The following is a 23,347-nucleotide window of genomic DNA, read 5'->3' as shown; positions in this document are numbered from 1 at the left end:
GATGGGTCCTAGACGAGGGGCAGGCCGATATAGTTCTCGGCGAGGGTGACCTGGGCGGCGCGGGAGCCGCGGATGTAGGCGAGCTCGGCGACCTGCATCTTGCGGTCGAAGCCGTCGCGATCGGGGAAGCGGTGGGTCAGGCTGGTGAACCACCACGAGAAGCGCTCGGCCTTCCAGACCCTGGCCAGGGCGCGGGCCGAATAGCCGTCGATCCCGGCGTCGGAGCCTTCGTGATAATGCTCGACCAGGGCCTCGGACAGCATGACGACGTCGGACGCCGCCAGGTTCATGCCCTTGGCGCCGGTCGGCGGCACGATGTGGGCGGCGTCGCCGGCCAGGAACAGTCGACCATGGCGCATGGGCTCGCCCACGAAGCTGCGCAGCGGGGCGATCGACTTCTCGAACGAGGGCCCGCGGGTGACGCGGCTGGCGGCCTCGTCGCCCAGGCGCAGGCACAGCTCGTCCCAGAAGCGGTCGTCGCTCCAGTCCTCAAGCCGCTCATCGAGGCCGCATTGGATGTAGTAGCGGCTGCGGGTCGGCGAGCGCATCGAGGCCAGGGCGAAGCCGCGCTCGTGGTTGGAATAGATCAGCTCGTGGTCGCAAGGCGGCACGTCGGCCAAAACGCCTAGCCAGCCGAACGGATAGACCCGCTCGAAGGTCTTCAGCACGTCGGCCGGGATCGCCGCGCGGCTGACCCCGTGATAGCCGTCGCAGCCGGCGATGAAGTCGCAGTCCAGCCGGTGCTCGACGCCGTCATGGCGCCACGTGACGTACGGGCGGCTCCCGTCGATGTCGTGCAGGGCGACGTCCTCGGCGTCGAAGATCACCTTCACGCCGCGCGGTTCGGCGGCGTCGAACAGGTCCTTCATCACTTCCTGCTGGCCATAGACCATGACGCTGGCGCCGCCGGTCAGGGCGGCCATGTCGATGCGGAAGAGCTCGCCGTCGGCGGCGATGTTGGTTCCCGTGTGGACCAGGCCTTCGCGATGCAGGCGCTGGCCCAGATCGAGGCGGTCCATCAGGTCGACCGTGACCTGCTCCAGCACGCCGGCCCGGACCCGGCCCTCGACATAGGCGCGATCGCGGCGCTCCAGCACGACGGCGTCAACGCCCGCGCGCCGCAGCAGATGTCCCAAGAACAGACCCGCCGGTCCCGCGCCGATAATGGCCACCTGTGTGCGCAATGGGTTTCCTCCAAGCCATGTCTGGCCTCGTCGCTTTCGAGCGACCTGGAGGGATCTTGATCTTCATCAAGGCCGATGGGGATGGACGGAGGCGCCCAAAACTAGGACTTTCGTGACCTCTTCGTTCGCGCCAAGTCCGGTCTCACGATGTCGCAAGCGTCTATAGTTCCAGGGTTTTTCCTGTTCGGAGAGCCTGTCCGCACCGTCGAGGGCAAGTTCGTCCACCTGGAATCCTTGGACGATCGGTCTCGTCCGAACGACTGGAACATCCGTCCCCACGCCCACGCCGACCTCAACCACATCTTCCACATCACCACCGGCGCGGGGGTCATGCAGGCCGACGGCCGAGCGATCGCCTTCGCCGCGCCCTGCCTGGTGCTGGTGCCGTCCGGGGTGGTGCACGGCTTCAAGTACGAGGCCGAGAGCACGGGCTTGGTCCTGACGATCGCCGACAGCTACCTTCGCGAACTGTGCGCCCGCGAGCCGGACCTGCGACAGGTCTTCGCCGGCCCCGCCCATGGCGCGCTCGACGCCGACACGGCCGTCGGAGCCAGCTTGGCGACCTTGGCCCGGGAGCTGAACTGGACCGCGCCCGGACGCTCGGCGGCCGTCGAGGCTTGCCTGATGACGATCCTGGTGGAAGCGCTGCGGCAGGCCAGCGCCCAGCGCCGGGATCCGGCGACGGTGGGCGTCCAGGCGGGGCTGGTGGCGCGCTATCGGGCGCTGATCGACCTCCACTACAAGGATGGCCTGTCGCCCGGCGACTATGCGGCGCGGCTGGGCGTCAGCCTCAAGCAGCTGCGCGGCGCTTGCGCCAGCGTCACCGGCGCGACGCTGACGGAATTGATCGTCGACCGGGTCATGCTGGAGGCCAAGCGGGCCCTGGTCTACTCGAACATGAGCGTGGCCGAGGTGGGCTTTCACCTGGGCTTCGACGACCCGTCCTATTTCACGCGGTTCTTCAAGCGCGGCGAAGGGGTCTCGCCGCGCCAATATCGCGCCCGGGCCGCCGCCGACACGCCGTTCGGCCGCTAGGGCCGCGCGCCGCGGACCTTCGGCCTGCGCTTCGACAAGACCTTCCACCAGCCCCAGCAGCGCGGCGCGGTCGACCTCAGAACGGCCGCGCGCTCAGCGTCACCCCCACCGTGCGCGGGTCGCCCAGGATCACGGTATAGGGCGTCACCGCGGTGGCGGCGCTGAAGGCGACGGCGTAGCGCTTGTCCAGCAGGTTCTTGGCCCACAGCGTCACCGACCAGCGGTCGCCCCGGCCGCGCAGGCCGATCCCGGCGTTGGTCAGGGCGTAGCCTTGCTGGCGGCCGTAGGACGACAGGGGATTGAGGTTTCTGCGGCTGCGCCAGGTTTCGTTGGCGTAGGCGAACAGCGACAGGTCGCTCGCCAGCGGCTGCTCCCAGCGGGCGCTGACATTGCCGGTCCAGTTCGGCGCGAAGGGGGTCTGCTCGCCCGACAGGTCCGCGGTGGGCGCGGCGCCGGCATAGGTCAGTTCGGCCGGCGGCGGGGCGTCTCTGTAGGCGACATAGACCGCCTCGCCCCAGGCGGTGGCGAAGGCCAGGTTCAGGCGGGGCGTGACCTGGGCCGCGCCCTCGGCCTCAATCCCGCGCAGCCGCACCTTGCCGGCGTTGGCCAGATAGGAGCGGGTGGTCGCGCCGGTCGGATCGACGTACGGGGCCTGGTAGCCATCGATCGTGTCGCGATAGAGGTTGACGTTCAGCGTCGCCCGGCCGCCGGCCAGGGTCGTCTTGAGGCCCAGTTCGTAGTCAGTCGACGTCTCGGGATCGATGATGATCCGGTCGCCGGGCCGGGCGCCCAGATTGGCCGCGCCGGACTTCTCGCCATAGCTGACGCTGGCATAGGCCAGCACACCCTGGCTGATCCGGTAGGACGGGTTGATCAGCCAGGACAGCGAGCCGTCCTTGCGCCGGCCGCGCACGGTGAAGTCGGCGCCGGTGACCGCCGCGCGATAGGGCGCCAGGCGTCCCGTGAGGGCCGCGCCGCCGAACGAGAAGGCGGTGTTGGAGGCCTCGCGATCCTCGTGGGTGTAGCGCAGGCCCGCGGCCAGGGCGGCGCGCGGGCTGACATGCCAGGTTCCGTGGCCGAACAGCGCCGCGCTCTTGGTGTCGGCCAGGCCGACCTGATCGGCTTCGACCCCGTCCAGCACCGCGTCGGGCAGCAGCGGCGAGACGAAGAAGGCGGTGGCCTTCGACAGCAGCCGGACGCGGTAGGTGCTGCGCACCTGCTGCTTGAGCAGATAGATCCCCGTCTGCCAGTCCACCTCGCCCCCCTCGGGCGAGGCCAGGCGTAGCTCCTGCGAATACTGGTCGACATCGACGTCATAGCCGGTGCGGAAGATCGGGTAGGGGGTGTAGTCGCTGTCGTTTTCGGGGCGATAGTAGAACCGCCGCCAGGCGCTCACCGAGGTCAGGCCATAGTCGCCCAGCTTGAAGGTGGCGATGTTCGACACGCCGTCCGTCCGGGCCACGGCGCGGGCCTGGCTGTCATAGTCGGGATGCTCGACATCGTAGGACGGCGCATAGCCGAACCCCGCCTGCAGGCGGCGCGCCCAGCCGTTGCGCGGCGTTCCGTTGGCGTAGGTCAGCGGGTCGCCGACCGGCGGCGTGTGGTTGTTGTACTCCTCGGTGTCGTAGTGCTCGACGATCAGGCGGTCGCTGAAGGCGGCGTTGGGGTCGAACAGGAGCTGGCCGCGCACGGCCCAGCGGTGGTTGTCCAGGTAGCGCTTGCCGTCGGCCCTGTTGCGGATCCAGCCGCCGCCGGTGTCGCCCGACAGCGTCAGGCGGCCGGCGACCTTGTCGCCCGCCAGCGGGCCCGAGAGGTTGGCGCGCAGCTGATAGCGCTGGCGATTGGCGATCGTGGCGCTGACCTCGGCCTCGGGCGCGAAAGAGGGGGCCTTGGTGGTGACGACCAGGGCGCCGATCGTGGTGTTCTTGCCCAGCAGCGTGCCCTGCGGCCCGCGCGCCAGCTCGATGTGGTCCAGGTCGACGAAGTCGAGCCACGAAAAGCCGGGATGGGTGAAGAACACGCCGTCGACCATCAGCCCGACGCCCGCTTCGGAGCCGTCGCTGTTGGCGTTGCCGCCCACGCCGCGCACGGTCAGGGTCGAGACCCGGGCGTTCTGCTGCAGGGCCGCGAAGTTGGCGATCTTGGCGGCGTAGTCGGCCACGCGGTCCAGGCGCTCGGTCCGCAGGACCCGGCCCGACACGGCCGAGACGGTGATCGGCGCGTCCTGCAGCTTCTCCTCGCGGCGGCGGGCGCTGATGACGATCTGGTCGACGGCGGTGTCCTCGGTCCCAGGCTCGGCGGCCAGGGCCGGCGCGGTCGACGTCATCAGCCCGCCCAGCGCGCCGGCCAGCAGGACCCGTTTTCTCGACTTGGATTTCATAGACCGCCCCCGAGGCGTGCCAACGCACGCCCCCGCGCGCCGGCCGACCATGTAGTCCTATCTATCTGATAGGATTTCATTGCGCGCCGGGGCAAGGCAGTTCATTTGCGGGCGAGGGCGCGTTTTTCTATCCGGGCGCCATCTTCGCCACGCCGGGAACTTCCGCGCGGCTGAAGGCCTCATGGTTGTTCAGGAGGATCCGCATGGCCAAGGCCCCCATCCGCGCCGCGAGCGCCCGGCCCGACCCCGCCGAGACGCCCAAGGCCCAGAGCCGCGGCCGCAGCGTGATCGCCATCGCCGCGGCCTTCGTCATCGCCTGCGTGGCGAGCTTCCTGCTGGTCGCGGTCGGCTTCGGCCACAAGGGCTAGGGCATTTCCGACAGGCGTCCCGATTTCAGGCTAAAGGCCCTAGCCGCAAGGCTCCGTGCGGCCGGTCGTCAGGTCCACGCGGAAGCACTGCTCCCGTCCGGTCGCGTTGTCGCGGACGATCAGGCTGACGGCCTCGTCCTCATCCGCGTCGTGGCCGAAGTCCTCGAGATAGGCGACGGCGGCGGCCTCGGCCGTGGGCTCGTCGACGGGGCGGGCGTGGCCCCCGTGCAGGTGGCGGGCGCGGACGGTGTAGGACATGCGAGGGCTCCGGAGCGGCGGGTCTCGCCAGCTGAAACGCGCCGCGCCGGGATTGGATTCAGGTCAGGTTGTATTCCGGCTTGGCGTAGACGCCGATCAGGTCGACGCCGAACACGTCGTGGGTCAGCTCGTCGGCGTACAGCGCCGCCAGCGACTTGGCGTAGACCCCGACGTCGGCCTTGGCGGCCTCGGCCAGCAGCCAGCCGACCATCGCCGCCTTGGTCCCCTGGCCGTTCAGCCCGTCCTGCCCGTAATAGGCGAAGTAGTCGCCGCGGGTCATGGTCTGGCCGCCCAGGGTGAAGGTGACGTCCAGCATGTCGTGCAGCTTCTGGTCGGTCGGGGTCAGGCCGAAGATCGCCGCATAGGCCTTGCGCGTCGCCTCGGGCAGGCTGAGCGTCCCGTAGTCGGTCGCGAACCGCGTCGCCCCCTCGCCGAACTTGCCGAGATTGACCGCGAAGTTGATGAACCGGTTTCCGTAGTCGAAGGTCTGGTAGTAGGCGCTGTTGAGGTTGTTGGCGTTGGGGCCGTTCGGCGCGACCAGATAGTCCATGCCCGCCGTGGTCGGGGTGCGGCCGGTGAAGAACTGGTAGGACAGCACCGCCACCGACGTGGTGGCGTCCGCCGTGGCGACCACCTTGGCGATGGCGTCGGCATAGGCTCCGCCGCCCGCCATGTCCGACGCCAGGCTCTTGGCCAGGGGCTCGGCCGGCGCGCTGAGCGGCGTCAGGCGCAGCAGGCTGGTCATGGCGGCCGCGACGCGGCTGTCGACCAGGGCGATGGCGCGATCGGCGAAGGCCAGGGTCTCGACATTGACGACGACGTCGGTCCCGTCGGTCCCGGCGTTGTCCTTGACCTGCCAGCCGCCGCCCGCCACCGCGGTGATCGCGTAGCCGGCCGCCTTGCCGGTGAAGACGGCGGTGTCGAGGCCCAGGGCCCCGTCGATCCGGTCGTCGCCCGGGCCGCCGGTGATCCGGTTGGCCGCGGCGTTGCCGTTGATCGCGTCCGCCGCCGATCCGCCGACGGCGTTCTCGATCGTCGCGCCCATGGCGATGGCGACATTGCCGGTCAGACCGCCGACGCTGGAGAAGAAGCCGGGGCGCAGGTCGATGGTCTGGGCGACCCTGTAGCCTGAGAAGTCCAGGGTGTCGGTCCCGCCCGCGTCCCAGACGGCGAAGACCAGCTTGGTGGCGCTGCTGGTGGCGCTGAACCAGTCGCGGCCGGCGGTGGCGTTGAAGCCGTAGACGGTGTCGCCGGTGCGGGTCGACATGTTGGCGCCATAGGCCAGCTGGGCGGCGGCGATGTCGTCCAGCAGCGGAACCGAGGCGTAGGCGCCGTTGAACGCGCCGCCGGTGTTGCTCTCGCCGAAATAGGACATCACCGTGTACTGGCGGCTGTCCTCGTAATAGCCGGCGTCGGCGGCGTAGGTCAGGGTGGTGTTGGCCTCGGCGTCGTAGTCGGCCGGATGGGCGAGGCCGATCGCGTGGCCCAGCTCGTGAGCCAGGACCATGCCGCCGTAGTTGCTCGCCGTCGGATTGGCGTTGTAGCCCAGCGAGCTGTTGATCCACACGTCGCCCGACCGGTTGGTGGGCGTATAGTTGCCGGGATAGTAGGCGAAGGCGGCCGCGCCGGACTGGCCGGAGCTGTAGTTGCCGAACAGGATGGCGGCGTTGTCGCTATAGGCCGCCGCGCCCGAGGTTCCTTCGCCCATCCGGATGAAGGTGATGTTGGCCACGTCCGCCCAGGCGGTCAGGGCCTTCTCGGCCTGCAGGATCTGGGCGGCGCTGAACGTCGAAAAGCCGGCGGTGTCACTGGGCATGGTCGCCGGCGCCGTGGCTCGAAAGGCGTAGGTGACGGTGGCCGGCTTCAGCAGGTCGCTCGACCAGCCGGGCTCGCCGCGCAACAGCTGAGAGGCCGCCTGCTCGACGGTCAGGCTGGGCTTGCCGCCCACGACGCCGGCCCGGGAGTCGGCGTTGACGAAGGCGTTGGGGGTGTCGCCGCCGCTGACGGCGGCGGCGTCATCCGGGGCCAGAGGAAAAGGTTCGATACTCACGCCATACTCCAAGCGCCCCGTCAGCAAGTATGAGCACGCGCCTTTTTGTCCGCAATCTCAAGCTCTTGCGACAAGAGCGCGCAAGCTGAGGCGCCGTTTGGTCGTCGCCCCATGGTGGCGCTGGGCCGCATTAATTTCACAATTCGCCTAAGTTTGTGGCTTTCAGGCAACACCCAAATCCGGACCGAGCGCGTTTGTCGTCATGGGTTCCGGGGAACGTGTCGGGACCACGACATTCGAAAGTAGAGGGTACATCCAATGAAGATGCGGTTGCTGGTCGGCGTGGCGACGGTGGCGCTGGGCGCCGCCTCGGGCGCTCTGGCCCAGAGCGCTACGAGCGGTTGGTATGTCGGCGCGGACGTCGGCTATCACGAGTCCAAGGACGTCAAGACCACGTCCACCAACAACTACCAATGGAACTTTGGTGGTGAGCATGACTGGGCCGCCTTCGGCCGCATGGGCTACAAGTTCACGCCGAACTGGCGCGTCGAAGCCGAGTACGGCTACCGCCCGAACGATCTGAAGACCGTTCGCGGCGAGGGCCTGTCGGGCGCCCAGCCCATCGGCCTCTGCACCCCCGGCGTGGGCCGTAGCGCCAGCGCGCCCGACTGCGGCGACATCGACGGCAAGATGAAGGCCTCGACCCTGATGGCCAATGTCATCTTCGACATGGCGCCGAACTCCAGCATCAATCCGTTCATCGGCGTCGGCGCCGGTACGGCCTGGGTGCACAACAAGGCGTACGGCCAGCTGTCGGGCGTTCCGGCCGGCGCCGCGCGCTTCCAGAACACCAACTTCGACGACGTCGACCAGGCGTTCGCCATGCAGGGCATCGTCGGCCTGGGCTGGAACTTCGCTCCGAACTGGTCGATGGACCTGACCGGCCGCTACCTGCGGACCAGCAAGCTGGATTGGGGTTCGGTGACGCAGAACGTCGGTCCGGCCGGTGGCTCGATCACCGACGTCGGCACGTTCTCGGGCCGCTACAAGGACACCTCGGTGACCCTGGGCCTGCGCTACACCTTCGGCGCCCCGCCGCCGCCGCCCCCGCCGCCGCCGCCGCCGCCGCCCCCGCCGCCTCCCCCGCCGCCGCCGCCGCCCCCGCCGCCCCCGCCGCCGGCTCCGGTCGCCCCGGCCTATGAGTCGCGCGAGTTCGTGGTCTACTTCCCGTTCGATCAGTCCGTGCTGACGCCGGAAGCCCAGGCGGTGGTCCAGCAGGCCGCCGACTACGCCAAGGGCGGCAACGCGACCAAGATCGTCGTGACGGGTCACACCGACACCTCGGGCTCGGACGCCTACAACCGCAAGCTCTCGGAACGCCGCGCCAAGGCCGTCGCCGATGGCCTGGTCGGCCTGGGCGTCAACGCCACGGCCCTGGCCGTCGACTGGAAGGGTGAAAGCGCCCCGGCCGTCGCCACCGGCGATGGCGTGAAGGAACCGCTGAACCGCCGCTCGACGGTGTCGATCAACTTCTAAGCTGTTCCGCTCGGAAGACTTCCTGGGGCTGGCCGCAAGGCCAGCCCTTCTTTTTTGCGCTCAGGCCGCGAGGCCTGTCGCCCTAACGAAAGGACGCTCCCGAGAGGCTCGGGAGCGTCCCATCCGGCGGACCGAGAGGGCGGCGACCGCCGGGCGCGGCCGGTCTTGAGGGCTCCGGCCACGTGTCGGTCAAGATGCGCGACAATGCACGGAATTATACGCCAGGGGCGCTGACGGACGAGTCGAAACGGTCCGGATCGACCAGCTGCGACAATTGGCGCGGCAGGGGCGAGGGGACGCCCAGCGCGCGGGCGATCACGTGCTCGGCCAGCAGCGGCGCCAGGCACAGGCCCCGCGACCCCAGGCCGGTCAGCAGCCAGAGACCATCGGCGCGGACGCCGGCCAGCGGCAGGTGGTCCGCGACCGTGGCGCGCAGGGCCGCCCGCCCTTCGAACACCTGGCCGGCCAGGTCCCGGGCCAGGCGCGGCAGGCCCTTGGCCAGGGTGGCGAGGTTGCGGACATGGTCCTCGTCACGCAGGTCGACGGCCGTGTCGTCCCGGTCGTGGGTCGCGCCGAACAGCACGCCGTCCTGGGTCGGGATCGCATAGCCGCCGAAGGCCGCGGGCGCGATCGACTGCCCGCCGGTGGTCCAGCTGGCCTGGCCGCGCACCGGCCGCAGGGGCAGGGCGGGGACAAGGCGCGGGCTCGCCGCGCCGCCGGCCAGAGCCACGGCGTCGGCGCGCAGGATCAGGCCGCCGTCCGCGTCCAGCAGCCGCCAGCCCTCGCCGTCCCGCGCCAGGCTGGCGACGCGGGCCGGCAGGGTTTCGCCGATCCAGGCGGCGCGGATGGTCGGCGGTTCGACGACCAGGGCGGCGTCCATGGCCAGGGCCGGCGTCGCGGCGCCGACGCGCGCCTCGACGGCCTCCGCCGGCAGCGGGGTCATGGTCGCGGGCTCGAAAATGTCCTGGCTCGCCACGGCGGCGAAGCGTCCCGCGTCGCGCTCGGCGCTGGCCAGTTGCAGCACGCCTTGCGCCACGACCGCGCCGGGCGTGGCGGCGTAGAGCCGCGTGGCCCGCCCCAGCGCCTGGGCGTAGAGCGCCGCGCGTGGGCCGCCGCCGGCGTCGAGGGCGGGGGTGACGAGGCCCGTCGGGTTGCCCGAGGCCGCCACGCCGTCCGGATCGTCGATCACCGTGACCGAGAGGCCCTCGGCCCGAGCCGCCCGCGCCAGGGCCGCGCCGGCGACGCCGCCGCCGATGATCGCCAGGGTCTTGGGGCGGGGAAGCGCGGGGCGCTCTCCCGGCAGCCAGGCCTCCAACCGCTCGCGCTTGCGGCCAAAGCCTGGGCGCTTGGCGATCTCGAGGCCGGCCGCCTGCAGTCCGCGCCGCACCGCTCCCGCCACGGTGAAGGTGGCCGCGCGGGCGCCGGGGGCCGAGCGGGCGGCGACGGCGGCCAGCACCTCTTCGCGCCACATGGCCGGATTGAGGGCGGGCGAGAAGCCGTCCAGGAACCAGGCGTCGGCCGCGCCGTCCCAGGCCTCCAACGCCTCGACCACGTCCATGACGGCGAGATCGAGCACGGCGTCGAAGCCCGGCAGGTCTACGCGGTGGAAGCCGCGCGCCCGGCCGGGCCAGGCGTCCAGCAGGGCCTGCGCCGCCTCGTCCAGCTCGGGCCAGTGGGCCAGGATGCGGGCGGCCTCGTCGCGGTCCAGCGGATGGGCCTCGATCGAGAAGATCCGCAGGCGCGCCCCGGGCGGCTTCTCGCGCCGCCAGAGGTCCAGCAGGGCGGCTATGTTCAGCCCCGAGCCGAAGCCCAGCTCGCCCACCACGAAGTCGCGGCGGCCCGCGAACCTTTCGGGCAGGCCGCAGCCTTGCAGGAAGACCGCGCGCGTCTCGGCCAGGCCGTCGACGCTGGAGAAGTAGACGTCGCCGTACAGGCTGGATTGCGGCAGGCCGTCTTCGCGCCAGACGAGGGGGCTGGAAGGGGCGGTGGGGTCCATGCCGCTGCTAGAGCGCCGGGGTGGGCGGGCGTCAAGGCTGCTGATCGATCCTCCCATCGCCCGACCTCCCCGGCGCCACGGGTCGCGCTCTGCGCGCCCGAGCGTAAACGCCTGCCGGGGCCCAGATTCATCCGGGGCTTCAGATGTAAAAGCGCCCTCCGCCGTGGCTCGACGAAGGGCGCTTGTGGGCTCGACCTGGGCCCCGGCGTTCGCCGGGGAAATCGGAGATTATGTAGCCTTAATGCGCGGCCTTCTTCTCGGCCGGCTTGGCGGCGTCGGCGGCCGCCGTGGCCGAGGCGTCGGCGGGAGCCGTGGTCGAGGTCGCGCCGGTGGCGGCGGCGTCGGCCGGGTCGACCGGGGCGTTGGCGGCGGCGGCGGCTTCCTTGTTGGCGTCGGCGGCGGCCTGGTCCTGGGCCGAGGCGGCTTCGGTCACGGTGCTGGCGTCAGCGGCGGCGGCCTTGGCGGCGGCGTCATCGGCGCCGGCCTCTTCCTTCTTGCCGCAGGCGGCCAGCGACAGGGCCGACACGGCGACGCCGGCGATCAGCAGCTTGCGGAGCATGGTGGTGCGCATGGGTTTTCCCTTCCGAGTCAGCGCGTCTTCAGACGTCTTCAAGGGAAGGGATAACGCGTTCAGGGCTCGGCGCAAACGCGCGAGCCCGAACGTGTCGCATTATTCATTCGGGATCTGCTGCAGCGCCTCTTCCAGCTCGGCGAAGCTGGGCTGGGCGGGCGAGGGCACGTTGCCGCGGCCGATCTCGACCGAGATCTGGGCGGCGTTGCCGTGCAGGTGGGCGACCAGCACGGCCTGGATGATCTTGTAGAAGGCGCCGTCTTCGTTGACGACCGCCTGCAGGCGGGCCGCCATCGGGCCGACCAGGCCATAGGCCATGAACACGCCCAGGAAGGTGCCGACCAGCGCGCCGCCGATCATGCCGCCGAGGACGGCCGGCGGCTCGGTGATCGAGCCCATGGTCTTGATGACGCCCAGCACGGCGGCGACGATGCCCAGCGCCGGAAGGGCGTCGGCCATGCTTTGCAGAGCGTGGGCCGGCTCGAGCGCCTCGTGGTGGTGCTTCTCGAGCTGCTTTTCCATCGCGTCCTCGACCTGGTGGGGATCCTCCAGGTTCATGGTCATCATCCGCAGGGTGTCGCAGATGAAGTCGACGGCGAAGTGGTCGTGGGTGATCTTCGGATAGCGCTCGAAAATCTTGCTCTCGTGCGGCTTTTCGATGTGGCTTTCAAGGGCGATGACGCCCTTGGACTTCATCGTCTTGGTCAGCAGGAACAGCAGGCTCAGCAGGTCGCGATAGTCGGCCGGCTTCCACTTCGGCCCGGCGAAGATCTTGCCGAAGCCGCCGGCGGTGGCCTTGATCACGGTCATCGAGTTCGAGATCAGAAACGCGGCGATGCCCGCGCCCAGAATGGCCATCAGTTCGTGCGGCGCGGCCTCGATGATCACGTCCATCTTGCCGCCACCCATCAGGTAGCTGCCGAACACTAGGCCAAAGAGCAGGACGATGCCGATAATCTGAAACATAGTGCCCAACCGACCCCGAGTTTGAGCCCGCACTATGGGAGTTAATACTTAATCCAAGGTTCTCGCCACGGCGATTCATCGGCGGCGCCCCGCCGCAGCCGGTTGCGTGGGCGCGCCAGCGGCTCTAACGGTTGTTTGATGACTGGGGAGACATCACAGGTCCGGGACAACCGGACACCGTTCGCCATCCTGTTTGGCGTGTCCGTGGCGACCGCCATGGGCAATACCGGCATGCTGTCGGTGCTGCCCGCCATCGGCCGCCAGATCGGCATCCCCGACGCCATGGTAGCGGCGATCTTCTCGCTGTCGGCGGTGCTATGGGCGATCACCTCGCCGCTGTGGGCTCGGCAGTCGGACCTTCGCGGTCGCAAGCCGCTGATCATGCTGGGGCTTTCGGGCTTCTGCGTCTCGATGCTGCTGTGCGCCCTGGTGGTCTCCGCCGGCCTGCGCCACCTGGCGCCGCCGATGGTGATTTTCGTGCTGTTCCTGCTGTGCCGGGCCCTGTTCGGCGGCGTCGGCTCGGCCGCCAATCCCGCCACCCAGGCCTATATGGCCGACCGCACCAGCCGCGAGGAGCGCACCCAGACCATGGCCACCCTGGCCGGCGCCTTCGGCCTCGGCACCGTGGTCGGCCCGCTGCTGGCGCCGCTGTTCGTGCTGCCGGTCGTGGGGCTGGCGGGCCCGATGTTCGCCTTCGCCGCGATCGCCGCGATCATGCTGGTCGTGGTCAAGCGCGGCCTGCCCGAGACCTTCATGCCCGGCCGCGGAGACACCCCGCCCCGGCGCAAGCTCGGCCTGCCCTGGCGCGGCGAGAGCGCGGCGCTATGGCGCGATCCGCGGCTCAAGCCTTTCCTAGTCTACGGCTTCCTCGTGGCCTCGTGCCAGACGGCCCAGACCCAGACCCTGGGCTTTCTGATCATCGACAAGCTGGGCCTGCCGCCGGTCAAGGCGCAGGGCTTCATCACCCTGGCCATGGCGGCCGGGGCGGTGGCGGGGCTGCTGGCCCAATGGGGCCTGATCCGCATGTTCCGCATGGGCCCGCGCGAGCTGATGCGCTGGGGCGTGGCGGCGGCGGCGCTGGGCAATGTGGTGGTGGCCTTCGCGCCCGACTATGCGGCCGTGGCCATCGGCTATGCGATCGCCAGCCTGGGCTACGGCTTCGCCCGGCCGGGCTTCACGGCGGGGGCGTCCCTGTCGCTTCCGGCCAAGGACCAGGCCGGGGCGGCGGGGGCGATCGCGGCGATCAACGGCCTGAACGTGGTCGTCGCGCCGCTGTTCGTGCTGCTCTACGAGAAGATCGGCTGGGGGCCGTTCGTGCTGAACGCCCTGATCCTCGTCGCCATGCTGGCCTACGCCCTGCGCCAGGCGGTCCTGCGCTCGGTCAGCCAGACCGCCCCCGAGCGGGAGGCGGCGATCGCGGGGCTGGAGCGGTCGGACGAGGGTGGTGTTTAGGCCGTCATCCGCTCCAGCGCGCGGCGGTCCTGCAGCACCACGTGGCGGACGGTCGGCAGGGCGATCAGGCCCTCGTCCTGCAGGCTGGTCAGGGTGCGCGAGACGGTCTCGATGGTCAGGCCCAGATAATCGGCCATGTCCTGGCGGCTCATCGGCACGTCCAGCTCGGCCTTGGCGCGGGTGCGCTCGGCGATGTCGAGCAGCAGGCCGGCGACGCGCTCCTGGGCCGAGCGGCGGCCCAGCATCAGCACGTGGTCCTGGCTGCGCTGCAGGCCCTCGGCGGTCAGGCGCAGGATGGCGCGAGCCGTGTCGCCACGCTTGGCGGCGAGATCGCTGAGCGTCCCGCGGCGGATCATGCGGATGGTGGTGTCGGTCATGGCCTCGGCCGTGACGCGGTGCGCCTCGCCCAGCTCCAGGCCGAAATAGTCGCCGGCGAAGTGGAACTCGTCGATCTGGCGACGCCCGTCGCGCAGGATGCGGTAGGTCCGCACCGCGCCCGAGACGACCTGGTAGACGTAGTCGGCGGCTTCGCCTTCTCCGAAGATTTCCTCGTCGCGGGCGAAGCGCGGGCAGGCGCAGGGCGTGGCGAGGATGGCGTCGAGACCGCCATCGAGGTGGACGGCCGGTTCGAAGCTTTGAGTGCGGATCGGAGACAGCATTGGAAACCCCCAGTTGCCCGAGGGTTATTGCGCCAAAGCAAAAGTCCCGAAATTCGGGAGGGTCGCCTAAGGAAGCTTCGCTAAGGGAAACCCCTTATGAGACGACCCTTTACAAACGCGTTTTGACTCGGATCAAAGTTTGCGGCCCGGCCGCCTGCGATGATGGCGACCATGTGCGACCGGTCCGACCTGTCGGATGGCGACGTCCGACCCCTGATCCTCCTGCTCGTCGCGGACGAGCCCTTGCGCGAGGCGCTGCGGTTCTCCCTGGAGACCGAGGGCTACAGCGTGACGGCGCCGTCGTGCGCCAATAGCTGCGCGTCGTGCCTGGACTGCCGGGCCGCCGCCTGCGTGATCATCGACGACGGCTCGGTCCCGCTGCCGGCGTCCATCCCCGGGCGCTCGACGATCGTCCTGACCAGCGACGCCCAGCGCTTCCGCCGCCAGGGCGTCAAGGACGTCATCGTGGTGGAAAAGCCTCTGTTGGACGACGCCCTCGGCCGCGAGGTCGCGGCCTTGCTGGCGAGGCACTGAGCCCTACTGGCTAGGCCTCATTCGTTATCTACATGCCGTGGCAGAACTATTGGTTCGATTGCGGATATGCTGCCGGCAGCGAGAGCGCGGGTCCAAAGGTCACGAGCAGAGCGAGCTGCGCTTTGTTCAAAGCCTTCATAGTCCTGACCACGCCCTAAGACAGCCAAAAGCCCATCTGCCGAAAACTGCTTCGCTACGTCCAGTAGCTGGAATAGCTCAGCGTAGGTGGGGGCATGTGGAGTGGTGCCAAACTGATTGTGGGCGATCCGCTGATCCCTAAGATGTCGGAGTGTTAATAGTCGTCGTTGGAATTCGGGGTCCTGCGAGCAATTGGCATGGTTTTGACTAATCCTCGCTAAAGCCTCTCTGCAATCTTCCTCGTGCTGATTTCCTATGACGCTTGAAAAATTTCGCGCCCGTTCCAAGAGTATATCGGCTATCCCTTCTCTCGTTATATAGTAGTAAAGCGCCTCAATGGATGCTTTGGACTGTCTTTCTGGAGGGTATTTTTTCGACCAATCGAAACACGATGTGACGTCCAAAACGAGACTTCGAACGAGAGTCTGATGTAGGATATTATAGGAGAGCATCCCGTGAGAGACGTTTAGATTGGCCAGTATCTGATTGCCCGCCTCCATAACGGCGCGGCGTTGCAGAGCCCATCGAGCTGACTGATCGATTAAAGTGACGATCTCTTCCAGGCGCTGAATAATATCCTCTTTGCGGAGAGCGCTGGCAACGGGCTTAGCCATTTCGGTTCTATTGTTATCGGCCTCTAGTAGAAGCTAGAGGCTATCTTGATGCCTTTAGTTTTCGTAGCCATAATCGGCTCGTGTTCCCTTCAGGGACTTGTGAGCCTACCGGTCAAACGGTAGCCGGTGCGGCGAACGACGATGACAAGTCTCGCCGCTTCCGCGAACGGGGCCGGGAAACCGGCCCTTTGTCATTTGTGGGCCTAAGCCTATCCCCCCCGCACCGACAGCGTCATGCGCACCAGGGCCGCCAGGTTGTCGGCCTGCATCTTGGTCATCAGCTTGGCGCGGTAGATCTCGACCGTTCGCGGGCTGATGCCCAGCTCGCGGGCGATGACCTTGTTGGCGTGGCCGGCGACCACGCCGTCCAGCACCTGGCGCTCGCGCTCGGACAGGCTCTCGATGCGCTTGAGGATCGCCGCCTGATCGGTGGAGACCGGCGCGGCCTCGACCGACTTGAACGCCCGCTGCAGGGCGTCGAGCATCCGTGACTCCGAGAACGGCTTTTCCAGGAAGTCGACCACGCCCGAGCGCATGGCGTCCACCGCCATCGGGATGTCGCCGTGGCCGGTGATCATCACGATCGGCATCTTGACCTTCAGGGCCGCCAGGCGCGCGACCAGGTCCTGGCCGCTCATCTCGGGCATCCGCACGTCGGTGACGATCACGCCCGGCGTGGCGCTCGGGAGGGCGTCCAGGAAGGCCGGGGCGCTGGCGTAGGTGACGACCTCGAAGTCGGCGGACTCCAGCAGGAAGGCCAGGGACTCGCGGGCGCTTTCGTCGTCGTCGACCACATGCACGACGGGGGCCTCACTCATCGACGGTCTCCTTGGCGGCCGCCGCCGGTTCGGCGGGCGGTAGGGTAAAGCAGAACAGGGCGCCGCCGGCCGGATTGGCCTCGGCCCAGATGCGGCCGCCGTGCGCCTCGATGATCGAGCGCGAGATCGACAGGCCCACCCCCATGCCTTGCGGCTTGGTGGTCATGAACGGCTGGAACAGGCGCTCGCGCACCGACTCGGCGATGCCGGGGCCGGTGTCGGCGACGGTCACCCGCGACCAGCCCTCCTCGGTCAGGGCGCTGCTGATCAGCAGGCCGCGTTTCTTGGGATCCTGGACCTGCATGGCGTCGATGCCGTTGCGGATCAGGTTCAGCAGCACCTGCTGCACCTGGACCCGGTCGGCGCACACCGCGTCGGCCTTGGGGTCGAGGTTCAGGCGCACGTCGACCTGGCGTTCCTTCTCGCCGATCAGGGCCAGGGCGCTGGCTTCCTCGATCAGCTTGGACAGGCTCTCGGTCTCGCGCTCGCTGGCGCCGCGGCGGACGAAGTCGCGCATTCGGTGGATCACCTCGCCCGCCCGCAGGGCCTGGGCGGCGGCGCGGTCAATGGCGTCGCGGATCTTGGCCTGATCGCTCTCGCGGCCCCGGTCCATCAGGCGGCGCGAGCCGGTCAGCAGATTGGCGATCGCCGACAGCGGCTGGTTCAGCTCGTGGGCCAAGGTCGAGGCCATCTCGCCCATGGCCGTCAGGCGAGAGACGTGGACCAGCTCGTTCTGCAGTTCCTGCAGGCGGGTCTCGGTCTCCTGGCTTTCGGTCAGGTCGCGGATGAAGCCGGTGAACGAGGGCGTGGAGCCCTTGGTCTCGCCGACCGCCAGCTCCATCGGAAAGGTCGAGCCGTCCTTGCGGCTGCCGACGACGACCCGGCCCGAGCCGATGATCCGCCGCTCTCCGGTGCGCGCGTAGCGATCAAGATAGGCGTCGTGCTGGGCCTTGTAGGGCTCGGGCATCAGCAGGCTGACGTTCTTGCCCAGCACCTCGGCCTCGGTCCAGCCGAACATCCGCTCGGCGGCGGGGCTGAACGAGGTCATCAGTCCCTGGCGGTCGATGACCACCACGGCGTCGGGCACGGTGTCGAGGATCGAGCGCAGGTGGTCGTTGACGGCGGCGGCGCGACGCCGGGCGGCGTGGAACCAGCCGCCGCCCAGGGCCATGCCGAAGCCCGTCGACAGGAAGATCGCCGCGCACAGGCCGCTGACCAGGTTGAACGGAATCTCGCGCGTCGCCCACCAGACCGCGGCCCAGGCCAGGATGGTGGCGAACACCCCGGGCCACAGCCCGCCCAGCGCCGCGCTGACCAGGACAGCCGGGACGAACAGCAGGAACGACGAGGGGGCGGTGAAGGCCTCGGGCAGGTAAAGGCGCAAGACCGCCGTCGCCATGACCGCCACGAGAGCCGTCACATAGGCGGTGGGCCGGGGATCGCTGAACAGGGTCGAGGACAGGCCTCGGGCGGGTGTCATCCGCGAACGCACTCCAACGAAAACGCGGTCCTTATAGGCGACGCGGTTTGAGGCAGGTCAAGGCGGGGGCGTCCGCTGAGGCTCATGCTCTTGTCTTCGATCAAGGGAGACGCTCCATGACGGACGGACAAACCGCATATCTGGGCCTGGTGTTCGTGGCGTTCGCCGCCTTCGCCCTGGCGCTGTTCACGACTCATATTCGGGTGAACCTGAAATAGACCGCCGCTCACGGCGCGGTCACGAGGCCCGGCGGTTTGTCCGCCGGGCCTTTTTCATGGCCGGTCGCCTCGCCCAGCCGCAGGACGCGACCGCAGAGGCGGGTCGGGGCGGGGCGGTGGCTGATCAGCACCAGGCCCTGGCCGGTGCGGGCCAGACGGCGGGCGAGGCCCTCGACGACGCGGGCTTCGGTGGCCGCGTCGAGGCCTTCGGTCGGTTCGTCGAGCAACAGCCAGGGGGCGTTGCGCACATAGGCGCGGGCCAGGGCCAGGCGTCGGCGCTCGCCGCCCGACAGCCGCTCGCCGTCGTCGCCGAGATAGGCCGACAGGCCGCCGGGCGCGGCGCGGACGCGGTCGGCGAGGCCGGCGTCTTCCAGGGCTTCCCAGAGGATGGCGTCGCTGGCCTGCGGGGCGGCCAGGCGCATGTTCTCGCGCACCGTACCGGCGATCAGCCCGGCGTCCTGCGGCAGCCAGGCGAAGGCGGCGCGGGGCAGGGGGGCGGGCGTCCCGCGCAGGCCAAGCAGGGTCTCGACCAGGGTGGTCTTGCCGCAGCCCGAGGGGCCGACGATCGCCAGCCGCTCGCCCGGCTCAAGGGCCTGATCCAGCACCCTCAGCGCAGGGGTCTCGGCCAGGGCCGCGGCGGCGGGACGCGGCGCGTGGCGCAGCAGGGCGTTCAGGCGCTCGCGCGCGGCGGTCGCCGCGCCGTCCTGGTCGAAGGCGTTGGCGAGACCCGCCAGGGCCTCGACGCTCATGGCGGCCGCCAGTCCCGCCAGGGCGGCGAGCGGCGCGCCGGCCGGGGCGGCGGCGGCCATGGCGGCGGCGACGGCGGCGCCCAGGATCGCGGCCTGGCTGGCCAGCACCAGGCCTTGGGCGCGGGCGGCGGCCAGGCGGGCGGCGTCCAGGTCGGCGGCGCGCTGGTTGAGGGTCTCGCCGGCCCAGGCCTCCAGGCCGTAGGCGCGCAGTTCGGCGGCGGCCGAGACCAGGGCGGCGGCGCTGTCCTTCAGGGCGCCGACCTTGGCCTGGACGTCGGCGCGGGCGGGGGCGGAGTAGCGGCGGGCCAGGGCGCGGGCCGACAGGATCGCGGCGGCGGCGGCCGTCAGGATGAAAAGGCTCGGCAGCCAGCCGGCGAAGGCGGTCAGGAAGAGGCCCGCGCCCAGGCCCGCGCCCGCGCTCCACGGCGCCGAGAGGCGCACGAACCGGGTCTCGACGGCGTCGACGTCCTGCACCAGGCGGGCCGAGGCTTCGCCGCGCGACAGGGCCAGGGACTCCTGGGGCGGCGCGGCCGCCAGGCTGGCGAAGACGGCCGGGCGGATGGCGGCCAGGGCCCGCAGGGCGGCGGCGTGGCCGGCCAGGCGCTCTCCGTAACGGGCGGCGGTGCGCAGGATGGCCAGCAGGCGGATGCCGGCGCTGGGCAGCAGCATGTTGAAGGCGTGGGCGGCGGCGAGGCCCGCCGCGCCTGCGGCGGCGCTGGCGACGATGAACCAGCCCGACAGGCCCAGCAGCAGGGTCGAGGCCGCCCCGACCACCACGGCGCTCAGGATCGCCAGGCGCAGGTTGCCGGCGTGGACGCGTTTCTGTTCGCGGATCAGGGTGTCGAGGGGCGTGGACACGGTCTTCTTCACAGTCGCACCACCTTGTCCGCCAGGGCCGCGACGGCCTCGGAATGGGTGGCGACCAGGGTCGTGCGGCCGTGGGCGGCGCGGCGCAGGGCGGCCAGCATCTGGGCCTCGGCGACGGTGTCGAGATTGGCGGTCGGCTCGTCCAGCAGCAGGATCGGCGCGGGCTTGAGCAGGGCGCGGGCCAGGGACAGGCGTCGGCGCTCGCCGCCGGAGAGGCCGCCGCCGCGCTCGTCCAGCACGAAGTCGAGGCCGCCAGGACGCTGGGCCAGGGCGGGGCCGAGCCCGGCGTCGCGGGCGGCGGCCTCGATCTCGGCGCGCGAGGCGTCGCGGCGCGACAGGGCGATGTTGTCGGCGATCGAGCCGGGCAGCAGCAGCGGCGACTGCCCGGCCCAGGCGATATCGGCCGCCGTGACCGGGCGCTCGGCGCCGTCGATCAGGATCCGGCCTTCGCTGAGCGGCGAGAGACCCAGCAGCAGGTTCAGCAGCGAGCTCTTGCCCGCGCCGCTGGCCCCGACCAGGGCGACGATCGCCCCCGCCGGAACGTCGAGGTCGAAACCCGACACGGCCGGGGCGTCGGCCTCGGGATAGCGGATCGTCACGCGCTCGAAGCGGATCGCCGGCGCGGCGGACAGCGGCGCGACGGCCGGCTTGGCGGCGGGCTCCTCGAAGGTCGACAGGCGCGCCGCGGCGGCCTCGGCGGCCTGGCGGTCGTGATAGGCGGCGGCCAGGCGACGCATCGGGGCGTAGACCTCGGGCGCCAAGGCCAGCACGAAGAAGGCGCGCTTCAGGTCGAGCTGCTCGGGAACCGGGAACGGCAGCAGGCGCAGCAGGTTGAAGCCGCAGTAGACGGCGACCAGCGCCACGGCGAGGGCCGCGAAGAACTCCAGCGCCGCCGACGAAAGAAAGGCCACGCGCAGCACCTTCAGCGTCCGTTGGGCCAGGGCCGAGGCCGAGCGGCCGAGCGCGGCGGTGGTCGTCCCCTCGGCCTCGAAGGCCAGGACGACCGGCAGGGCGCGGACGCGGTCGAGGAACAGGCCCGACAGCCGCTCCAGCGCCTGGAACTGGGCGCGGGACTCGGCCGCGGCGGCGGTCCCGGCCAGGATCATGGCGACGATGAACGGGACCAGGGTGGCCAGCATGATCGCCGCGCTGATCGGGCTGGCGACGGCCGCGACGGCGATCATCAGCAGGGGCAGGGCGGTCGCCGCCATCCGCGTGGGCAGGAAGCGGGCGAAGTAGCCGTCCATCGCCTCGACGCCCTCGACCAGGGCGGTGGTCGCCTCGCCGGCCGGACGGCGGGGGCCGCCGAACAGCGACCGGGCTAGGTCGGCGCGCAGGTCGGCCTTGGCGGTGGCGGCGGCCTTCGCGCCGGTCCGGGCGCTGGCGTAGGCCAGCAGGGCGCGCAGCAGCATCGCCGCCACCACGGCGGCCAGGCAGGCGAAAAAGATCAGCGGTTCCCGATGGTTGGCGATGGCGTCGGCCCCGAACGCCAGTCCCGCCGCGAAGCCGATCGCCGCCAGGCCGTCCAGCAGGCTGAGGCCCTGCGCGCGGCGCAGGGCGGGACCGGCGGCGCCATCGCGCCGCTTCAGCCAGGCCTTGGAAACGGAAGGGTGGACAATCTGTACTATCGGGGAACCCATGGCTTGAGTGTAGGCTGAGGTCGTCGCCGATCCTTGATCACGATCAAGGATCGGTGCAACGGCCCGATCTAGGGCTAGCCCACGGTCGGCGTGCGTATCGACTGTCGTCTCGGAGTTGTCCATGGACCCCGCGGTTATCGACCTCTCGCGCCTCCAGTTCGCGCTGACGGCCCTCTACCACTTCCTGTTCGTGCCCCTGACGCTGGGGCTCTCCTTCATGCTGGTCATCATGGAGAGCATCTACGTGATGACCAACCGGCCGATCTGGCGCACCGTCACCCGGTTCTGGGGCGTGCTGTTCGGGATCAACTTCGCCCTCGGCGTGGCGACCGGCATCACGATGGAGTTCCAGTTCGGGATGAACTGGTCCTACTACTCGCACTATGTCGGCGACATCTTCGGCGCTCCGCTAGCCATCGAAGGGCTGATGGCCTTCTTCCTGGAGGCGACGTTCGTCGGCCTTATGTTCTTTGGCTGGGACAAGCTGTCGAAGGTCGGGCACCTGGCCGTGACCTTCCTGACGGCGCTGGGCACCAACCTCTCGGCCCTGTGGATCCTGGTCGCCAACGGCTGGATGCAGAACCCGATGGGGGCGGGCTTCAACCCCGACACCATGCGCATGGAGGTGACGAGCTTCCGCGACGTGCTGTTCAACCCCGTCGCCCAGGCCAAGTTCGTCCACACGGTCAGCGCCGGCTACGTCATCGCCTCGGTGTTCGTGCTGGGCGTCTCGGCCTGGTACCTGCTCAAGGGGCGGCACATCGCGGTCGCCAAGCGCTCGATGACCGTGGCCGCCGCGTTCGGCCTGGCCTCGTCGCTGTCGGTCGTCGTGCTGGGCGACGAGAGCGGCTACGCCCTGACCGACAACCAGAAAATGAAGCTCGCCGCGCTCGAGGCCATGTGGGAGACCGAAGCCGCGCCCGCCGGCCTGACGGCCTTCGGCATTCCGAACATGGCCGCGCGCAAGACCGAGCACGAGATCAAGATCCCCTACGTGCTGGGGATTATCGCCACCCGCAGCTTCGACAAGCCGGTGGAGGGCATCTTCCAGCTGGTCGCCAAGGCCCAGACGCGGATCGAGTCCGGCGTGATCGCCTATGGCGCGGTCGAGACGCTGAAGGCCAACCCCAACGACGTCGCGGCGCGGGCGACCTTCGAACAGCACCGCCGCGACCTCGGCTACGCCCTGCTGCTGAAGCGCTATGTGCCCGATCCGCGCCAGGCCTCGCCCGCCCTGATCCAGAAGGCGGCCTGGGACACCGTCCCGCCGGTGCCGGTGATGTTCTGGGCGTTCCGGATCATGGCCGGGATCGGCTTCCTGATGATCGCCCTGTTCGCCACGGCCTTCGTGCTGGTCACCCTGCGCAAGCACGACACCAAGTGGTTCCTGATGCTGGCCGTGGCCGCGATCCCGCTGCCGTGGATCTCGACCGAGCTGGGCTGGGTGCTGGCCGAGGTCGGCCGCCAGCCCTGGGCGGTGGACGGCGTGCTGCCGACCTTCCTGGGCGCCTCCAGCCTGACCGTCCCGCAGCTGCTGGCCAGCATCGCCGGCTTCACCCTGCTGTACGGCGCCCTGGCGGTGGTCGAGGTGGGCCTGATCCTGCGGGCCATCAAGAAGGGCCCCTACGCCCAACACGACCCCGTCCCGGACGGCGAGTCGCCCACGCCCGAACCGGCCGTGGCCTAAGGAGAGCATCGTCATGGAACTCCTCGTCGACTTCGCCACCCTTCGCGTCATCTGGTGGGCCCTGGTGGGCGTGCTGCTGATCGGCTTCGCGCTCACCGACGGCTTCGACATGGGCGTCGGCGCCCTGCTGCCGTTCGTCGCCAAGGACGACAAGGAACGCCGGATGGTGATCAACACCATCGGCGCGACCTGGGAAGGCAACCAGGT

At 69.9% G+C, this 23,347-nt stretch carries 21 protein-coding genes; 8 read left to right on the top strand and 13 right to left on the bottom strand.

From position 1 onward, the window contains the following. Nucleotides 1-8: 8 nt before the first annotated feature. Complete coding sequence (gene pobA / locus DI526_RS16930) at nt 9-1,184, bottom strand: 4-hydroxybenzoate 3-monooxygenase (protein WP_304280507.1); 1,176 nt, start codon at nt 1,182-1,184, stop codon at nt 9-11. 147 nt (nt 1,185-1,331) lie between these two features. Here pobA and DI526_RS16925 point away from each other — a divergent pair, with 147 nt between their 5' ends. After that, nucleotides 1,332-2,219, top strand: coding sequence for a helix-turn-helix domain-containing protein (locus DI526_RS16925; protein ID WP_304280506.1), 888 nt, complete (start codon nt 1,332-1,334; stop codon nt 2,217-2,219). Nucleotides 2,220-2,295: 76 nt separating this feature from the next. Here the strand turns inward: DI526_RS16925 and DI526_RS16920 are convergent, their stop codons facing one another. Next, complete coding sequence (locus DI526_RS16920) at nt 2,296-4,599, bottom strand: TonB-dependent receptor (RefSeq protein ID WP_304280504.1); 2,304 nt, start codon at nt 4,597-4,599, stop codon at nt 2,296-2,298. 203 nt (nt 4,600-4,802) lie between these two features. Between DI526_RS16920 and DI526_RS16915 the strand changes: the two genes are divergently transcribed. Continuing rightward, entirely contained in the window at nt 4,803-4,967 is a 165-nt protein-coding gene (locus DI526_RS16915) for a hypothetical protein (RefSeq protein WP_304280502.1), read from the top strand. A 39-nt stretch (nt 4,968-5,006) separates the two neighbouring features. On the opposite strand, the gene DI526_RS16910 is transcribed toward DI526_RS16915, so the two are convergent. Together DI526_RS16910 and DI526_RS16905 are read right to left on the bottom strand one after the other, a co-directional pair. Beyond that, nucleotides 5,007-5,225 carry a DUF5961 family protein gene (locus tag DI526_RS16910; protein ID WP_304280500.1) on the bottom strand — a complete coding sequence of 73 codons (219 nt, stop codon included), beginning with the start codon at nt 5,223-5,225 and terminating at the stop codon, nt 5,007-5,009. A gap of 58 nt (nt 5,226-5,283) precedes the next feature. Continuing rightward, nucleotides 5,284-7,275 (bottom strand): M10 family metallopeptidase, encoded by a 1,992-nt coding sequence (locus DI526_RS16905; RefSeq protein ID WP_304280498.1) that lies wholly within the window; start codon nt 7,273-7,275, stop codon nt 5,284-5,286. A 258-nt stretch (nt 7,276-7,533) separates the two neighbouring features. Between DI526_RS16905 and DI526_RS16900 the strand changes: the two genes are divergently transcribed. Then, nucleotides 7,534-8,751 (top strand): OmpA family protein, encoded by a 1,218-nt coding sequence (locus tag DI526_RS16900; protein ID WP_304280496.1) that lies wholly within the window; start codon nt 7,534-7,536, stop codon nt 8,749-8,751. Between the two features lie 214 nt (nt 8,752-8,965). Here DI526_RS16900 and mnmD read toward each other — a convergent pair whose 3' ends face one another. The 3 genes from mnmD to motA form a co-directional block, all read right to left on the bottom strand. Continuing rightward, nucleotides 8,966-10,747: a tRNA (5-methylaminomethyl-2-thiouridine)(34)-methyltransferase MnmD gene (mnmD, locus tag DI526_RS16895; protein ID WP_304280494.1), complete on the bottom strand. Its 1,782-nt coding sequence runs from the start codon at nt 10,745-10,747 to the stop codon at nt 8,966-8,968. A gap of 238 nt (nt 10,748-10,985) precedes the next feature. After that, a complete protein-coding gene (locus DI526_RS16890) occupies nt 10,986-11,318 on the bottom strand; it encodes a hypothetical protein (protein WP_304280492.1) in 333 nt (110 codons plus the stop codon). A 99-nt stretch (nt 11,319-11,417) separates the two neighbouring features. Further along, nucleotides 11,418-12,284 carry a flagellar motor stator protein MotA gene (motA, locus tag DI526_RS16885; RefSeq protein WP_304280490.1) on the bottom strand — a complete coding sequence of 289 codons (867 nt, stop codon included), beginning with the start codon at nt 12,282-12,284 and terminating at the stop codon, nt 11,418-11,420. Nucleotides 12,285-12,422: 138 nt separating this feature from the next. On the opposite strand from motA, the gene DI526_RS16880 reads away from it, so the two are divergent. After that, a complete protein-coding gene (locus DI526_RS16880; protein WP_304280488.1) occupies nt 12,423-13,736 on the top strand; it encodes an MFS transporter in 1,314 nt (437 codons plus the stop codon). On the opposite strand, the gene DI526_RS16875 is transcribed toward DI526_RS16880, so the two are convergent. Continuing rightward, on the bottom strand, nt 13,733-14,395 hold the full coding sequence (locus tag DI526_RS16875; RefSeq protein ID WP_304280486.1) for a helix-turn-helix domain-containing protein: 663 nt from the start codon (nt 14,393-14,395) through the stop codon (nt 13,733-13,735). The two genes, DI526_RS16880 and DI526_RS16875, sit on opposite strands and share 4 nt — an antisense overlap. 171 nt (nt 14,396-14,566) lie before the next feature. Between DI526_RS16875 and DI526_RS16870 the strand changes: the two genes are divergently transcribed. Next, nucleotides 14,567-14,929 carry a nucleoside transporter gene (locus tag DI526_RS16870; protein WP_304280484.1) on the top strand — a complete coding sequence of 121 codons (363 nt, stop codon included), beginning with the start codon at nt 14,567-14,569 and terminating at the stop codon, nt 14,927-14,929. 17 nt (nt 14,930-14,946) lie between these two features. Here the strand turns inward: DI526_RS16870 and DI526_RS16865 are convergent, their stop codons facing one another. The 3 genes from DI526_RS16865 to DI526_RS16855 all read right to left on the bottom strand — a co-directional run bounded on the left by DI526_RS16865 (nt 14,947) and on the right by DI526_RS16855 (nt 17,979). Beyond that, nucleotides 14,947-15,681, bottom strand: a complete 735-nt coding sequence (locus DI526_RS16865) for a hypothetical protein (protein ID WP_304280482.1) — start codon at nt 15,679-15,681, stop codon at nt 14,947-14,949. Between the two features lie 209 nt (nt 15,682-15,890). Beyond that, on the bottom strand, nt 15,891-16,499 hold the full coding sequence (gene fixJ, locus DI526_RS16860) for a response regulator FixJ (RefSeq protein ID WP_304280480.1): 609 nt from the start codon (nt 16,497-16,499) through the stop codon (nt 15,891-15,893). Beyond that, entirely contained in the window at nt 16,492-17,979 is a 1,488-nt protein-coding gene (locus tag DI526_RS16855; protein ID WP_304280478.1) for a PAS domain S-box protein, read from the bottom strand. The genes fixJ and DI526_RS16855 overlap by 8 nt, the downstream gene beginning before the upstream one ends. Nucleotides 17,980-18,095: 116 nt before the next feature. On the opposite strand from DI526_RS16855, the gene DI526_RS16850 reads away from it, so the two are divergent. Continuing rightward, the gene (locus DI526_RS16850; RefSeq protein WP_304280476.1) at nt 18,096-18,197 is read left to right on the top strand and encodes a hypothetical protein; all 102 of its coding nucleotides are present in this window, start codon (nt 18,096-18,098) and stop codon (nt 18,195-18,197) included. An 8-nt stretch (nt 18,198-18,205) separates the two neighbouring features. Here DI526_RS16850 and DI526_RS16845 read toward each other — a convergent pair whose 3' ends face one another. Then, on the bottom strand, nt 18,206-19,816 hold the full coding sequence (locus tag DI526_RS16845) for an ATP-binding cassette domain-containing protein (RefSeq protein WP_304280474.1): 1,611 nt from the start codon (nt 19,814-19,816) through the stop codon (nt 18,206-18,208). After that, nucleotides 19,813-21,453, bottom strand: coding sequence for a thiol reductant ABC exporter subunit CydD (gene cydD, locus DI526_RS16840; RefSeq protein WP_304280472.1), 1,641 nt, complete (start codon nt 21,451-21,453; stop codon nt 19,813-19,815). Before cydD ends, DI526_RS16845 begins: the two co-directional genes overlap by 4 nt. Nucleotides 21,454-21,574: 121 nt before the next feature. On the opposite strand from cydD, the gene DI526_RS16835 reads away from it, so the two are divergent. Together DI526_RS16835 and DI526_RS16830 are read left to right on the top strand one after the other, a co-directional pair. Then, nucleotides 21,575-23,140 carry a cytochrome ubiquinol oxidase subunit I gene (locus tag DI526_RS16835; protein ID WP_304280470.1) on the top strand — a complete coding sequence of 522 codons (1,566 nt, stop codon included), beginning with the start codon at nt 21,575-21,577 and terminating at the stop codon, nt 23,138-23,140. A 13-nt stretch (nt 23,141-23,153) separates the two neighbouring features. Then, a partial coding sequence (locus DI526_RS16830) for a cytochrome d ubiquinol oxidase subunit II (RefSeq protein ID WP_304280469.1) occupies nt 23,154-23,347 on the top strand: 194 nt, incomplete at its 3' end.

It is taken from the genome of Caulobacter segnis, from assembly GCF_003243465.1.
Lineage (GTDB): Bacteria > Pseudomonadota > Alphaproteobacteria > Caulobacterales > Caulobacteraceae > Caulobacter > Caulobacter segnis_A.
This window is presented reverse-complemented; position numbering and strand designations above follow the sequence as displayed.

Bases quoted from the DNA above. Each gene is read 5' to 3' on its own strand.
- DI526_RS16925 (WP_304280506.1), top strand. From the start codon at position 1,332: ATGTCGCAAGCGTCTATAGTTCCAGGGTTTTTCCTGTTCGGAGAGCCT.
- DI526_RS16920 (WP_304280504.1), bottom strand. From the start codon at position 4,599: ATGAAATCCAAGTCGAGAAAACGGGTCCTGCTGGCCGGCGCGCTGGGC.
- DI526_RS16915 (WP_304280502.1), top strand. From the start codon at position 4,803: ATGGCCAAGGCCCCCATCCGCGCCGCGAGCGCCCGGCCCGACCCCGCC.
- DI526_RS16910 (WP_304280500.1), bottom strand. From the start codon at position 5,225: ATGTCCTACACCGTCCGCGCCCGCCACCTGCACGGGGGCCACGCCCGC.
- DI526_RS16900 (WP_304280496.1), top strand. From the start codon at position 7,534: ATGAAGATGCGGTTGCTGGTCGGCGTGGCGACGGTGGCGCTGGGCGCC.
- mnmD (WP_304280494.1), bottom strand. From the start codon at position 10,747: ATGGACCCCACCGCCCCTTCCAGCCCCCTCGTCTGGCGCGAAGACGGC.
- DI526_RS16890 (WP_304280492.1), bottom strand. From the start codon at position 11,318: ATGCGCACCACCATGCTCCGCAAGCTGCTGATCGCCGGCGTCGCCGTG.
- motA (WP_304280490.1), bottom strand. From the start codon at position 12,284: ATGTTTCAGATTATCGGCATCGTCCTGCTCTTTGGCCTAGTGTTCGGC.
- DI526_RS16880 (WP_304280488.1), top strand. From the start codon at position 12,423: ATGACTGGGGAGACATCACAGGTCCGGGACAACCGGACACCGTTCGCC.
- DI526_RS16875 (WP_304280486.1), bottom strand. From the start codon at position 14,395: ATGCTGTCTCCGATCCGCACTCAAAGCTTCGAACCGGCCGTCCACCTC.
- DI526_RS16870 (WP_304280484.1), top strand. From the start codon at position 14,567: ATGTGCGACCGGTCCGACCTGTCGGATGGCGACGTCCGACCCCTGATC.
- DI526_RS16865 (WP_304280482.1), bottom strand. From the start codon at position 15,681: ATGGCTAAGCCCGTTGCCAGCGCTCTCCGCAAAGAGGATATTATTCAG.
- fixJ (WP_304280480.1), bottom strand. From the start codon at position 16,499: ATGAGTGAGGCCCCCGTCGTGCATGTGGTCGACGACGACGAAAGCGCC.
- DI526_RS16855 (WP_304280478.1), bottom strand. From the start codon at position 17,979: ATGACACCCGCCCGAGGCCTGTCCTCGACCCTGTTCAGCGATCCCCGG.
- DI526_RS16850 (WP_304280476.1), top strand. From the start codon at position 18,096: ATGACGGACGGACAAACCGCATATCTGGGCCTGGTGTTCGTGGCGTTC.
- cydD (WP_304280472.1), bottom strand. From the start codon at position 21,453: ATGGGTTCCCCGATAGTACAGATTGTCCACCCTTCCGTTTCCAAGGCC.
- DI526_RS16835 (WP_304280470.1), top strand. From the start codon at position 21,575: ATGGACCCCGCGGTTATCGACCTCTCGCGCCTCCAGTTCGCGCTGACG.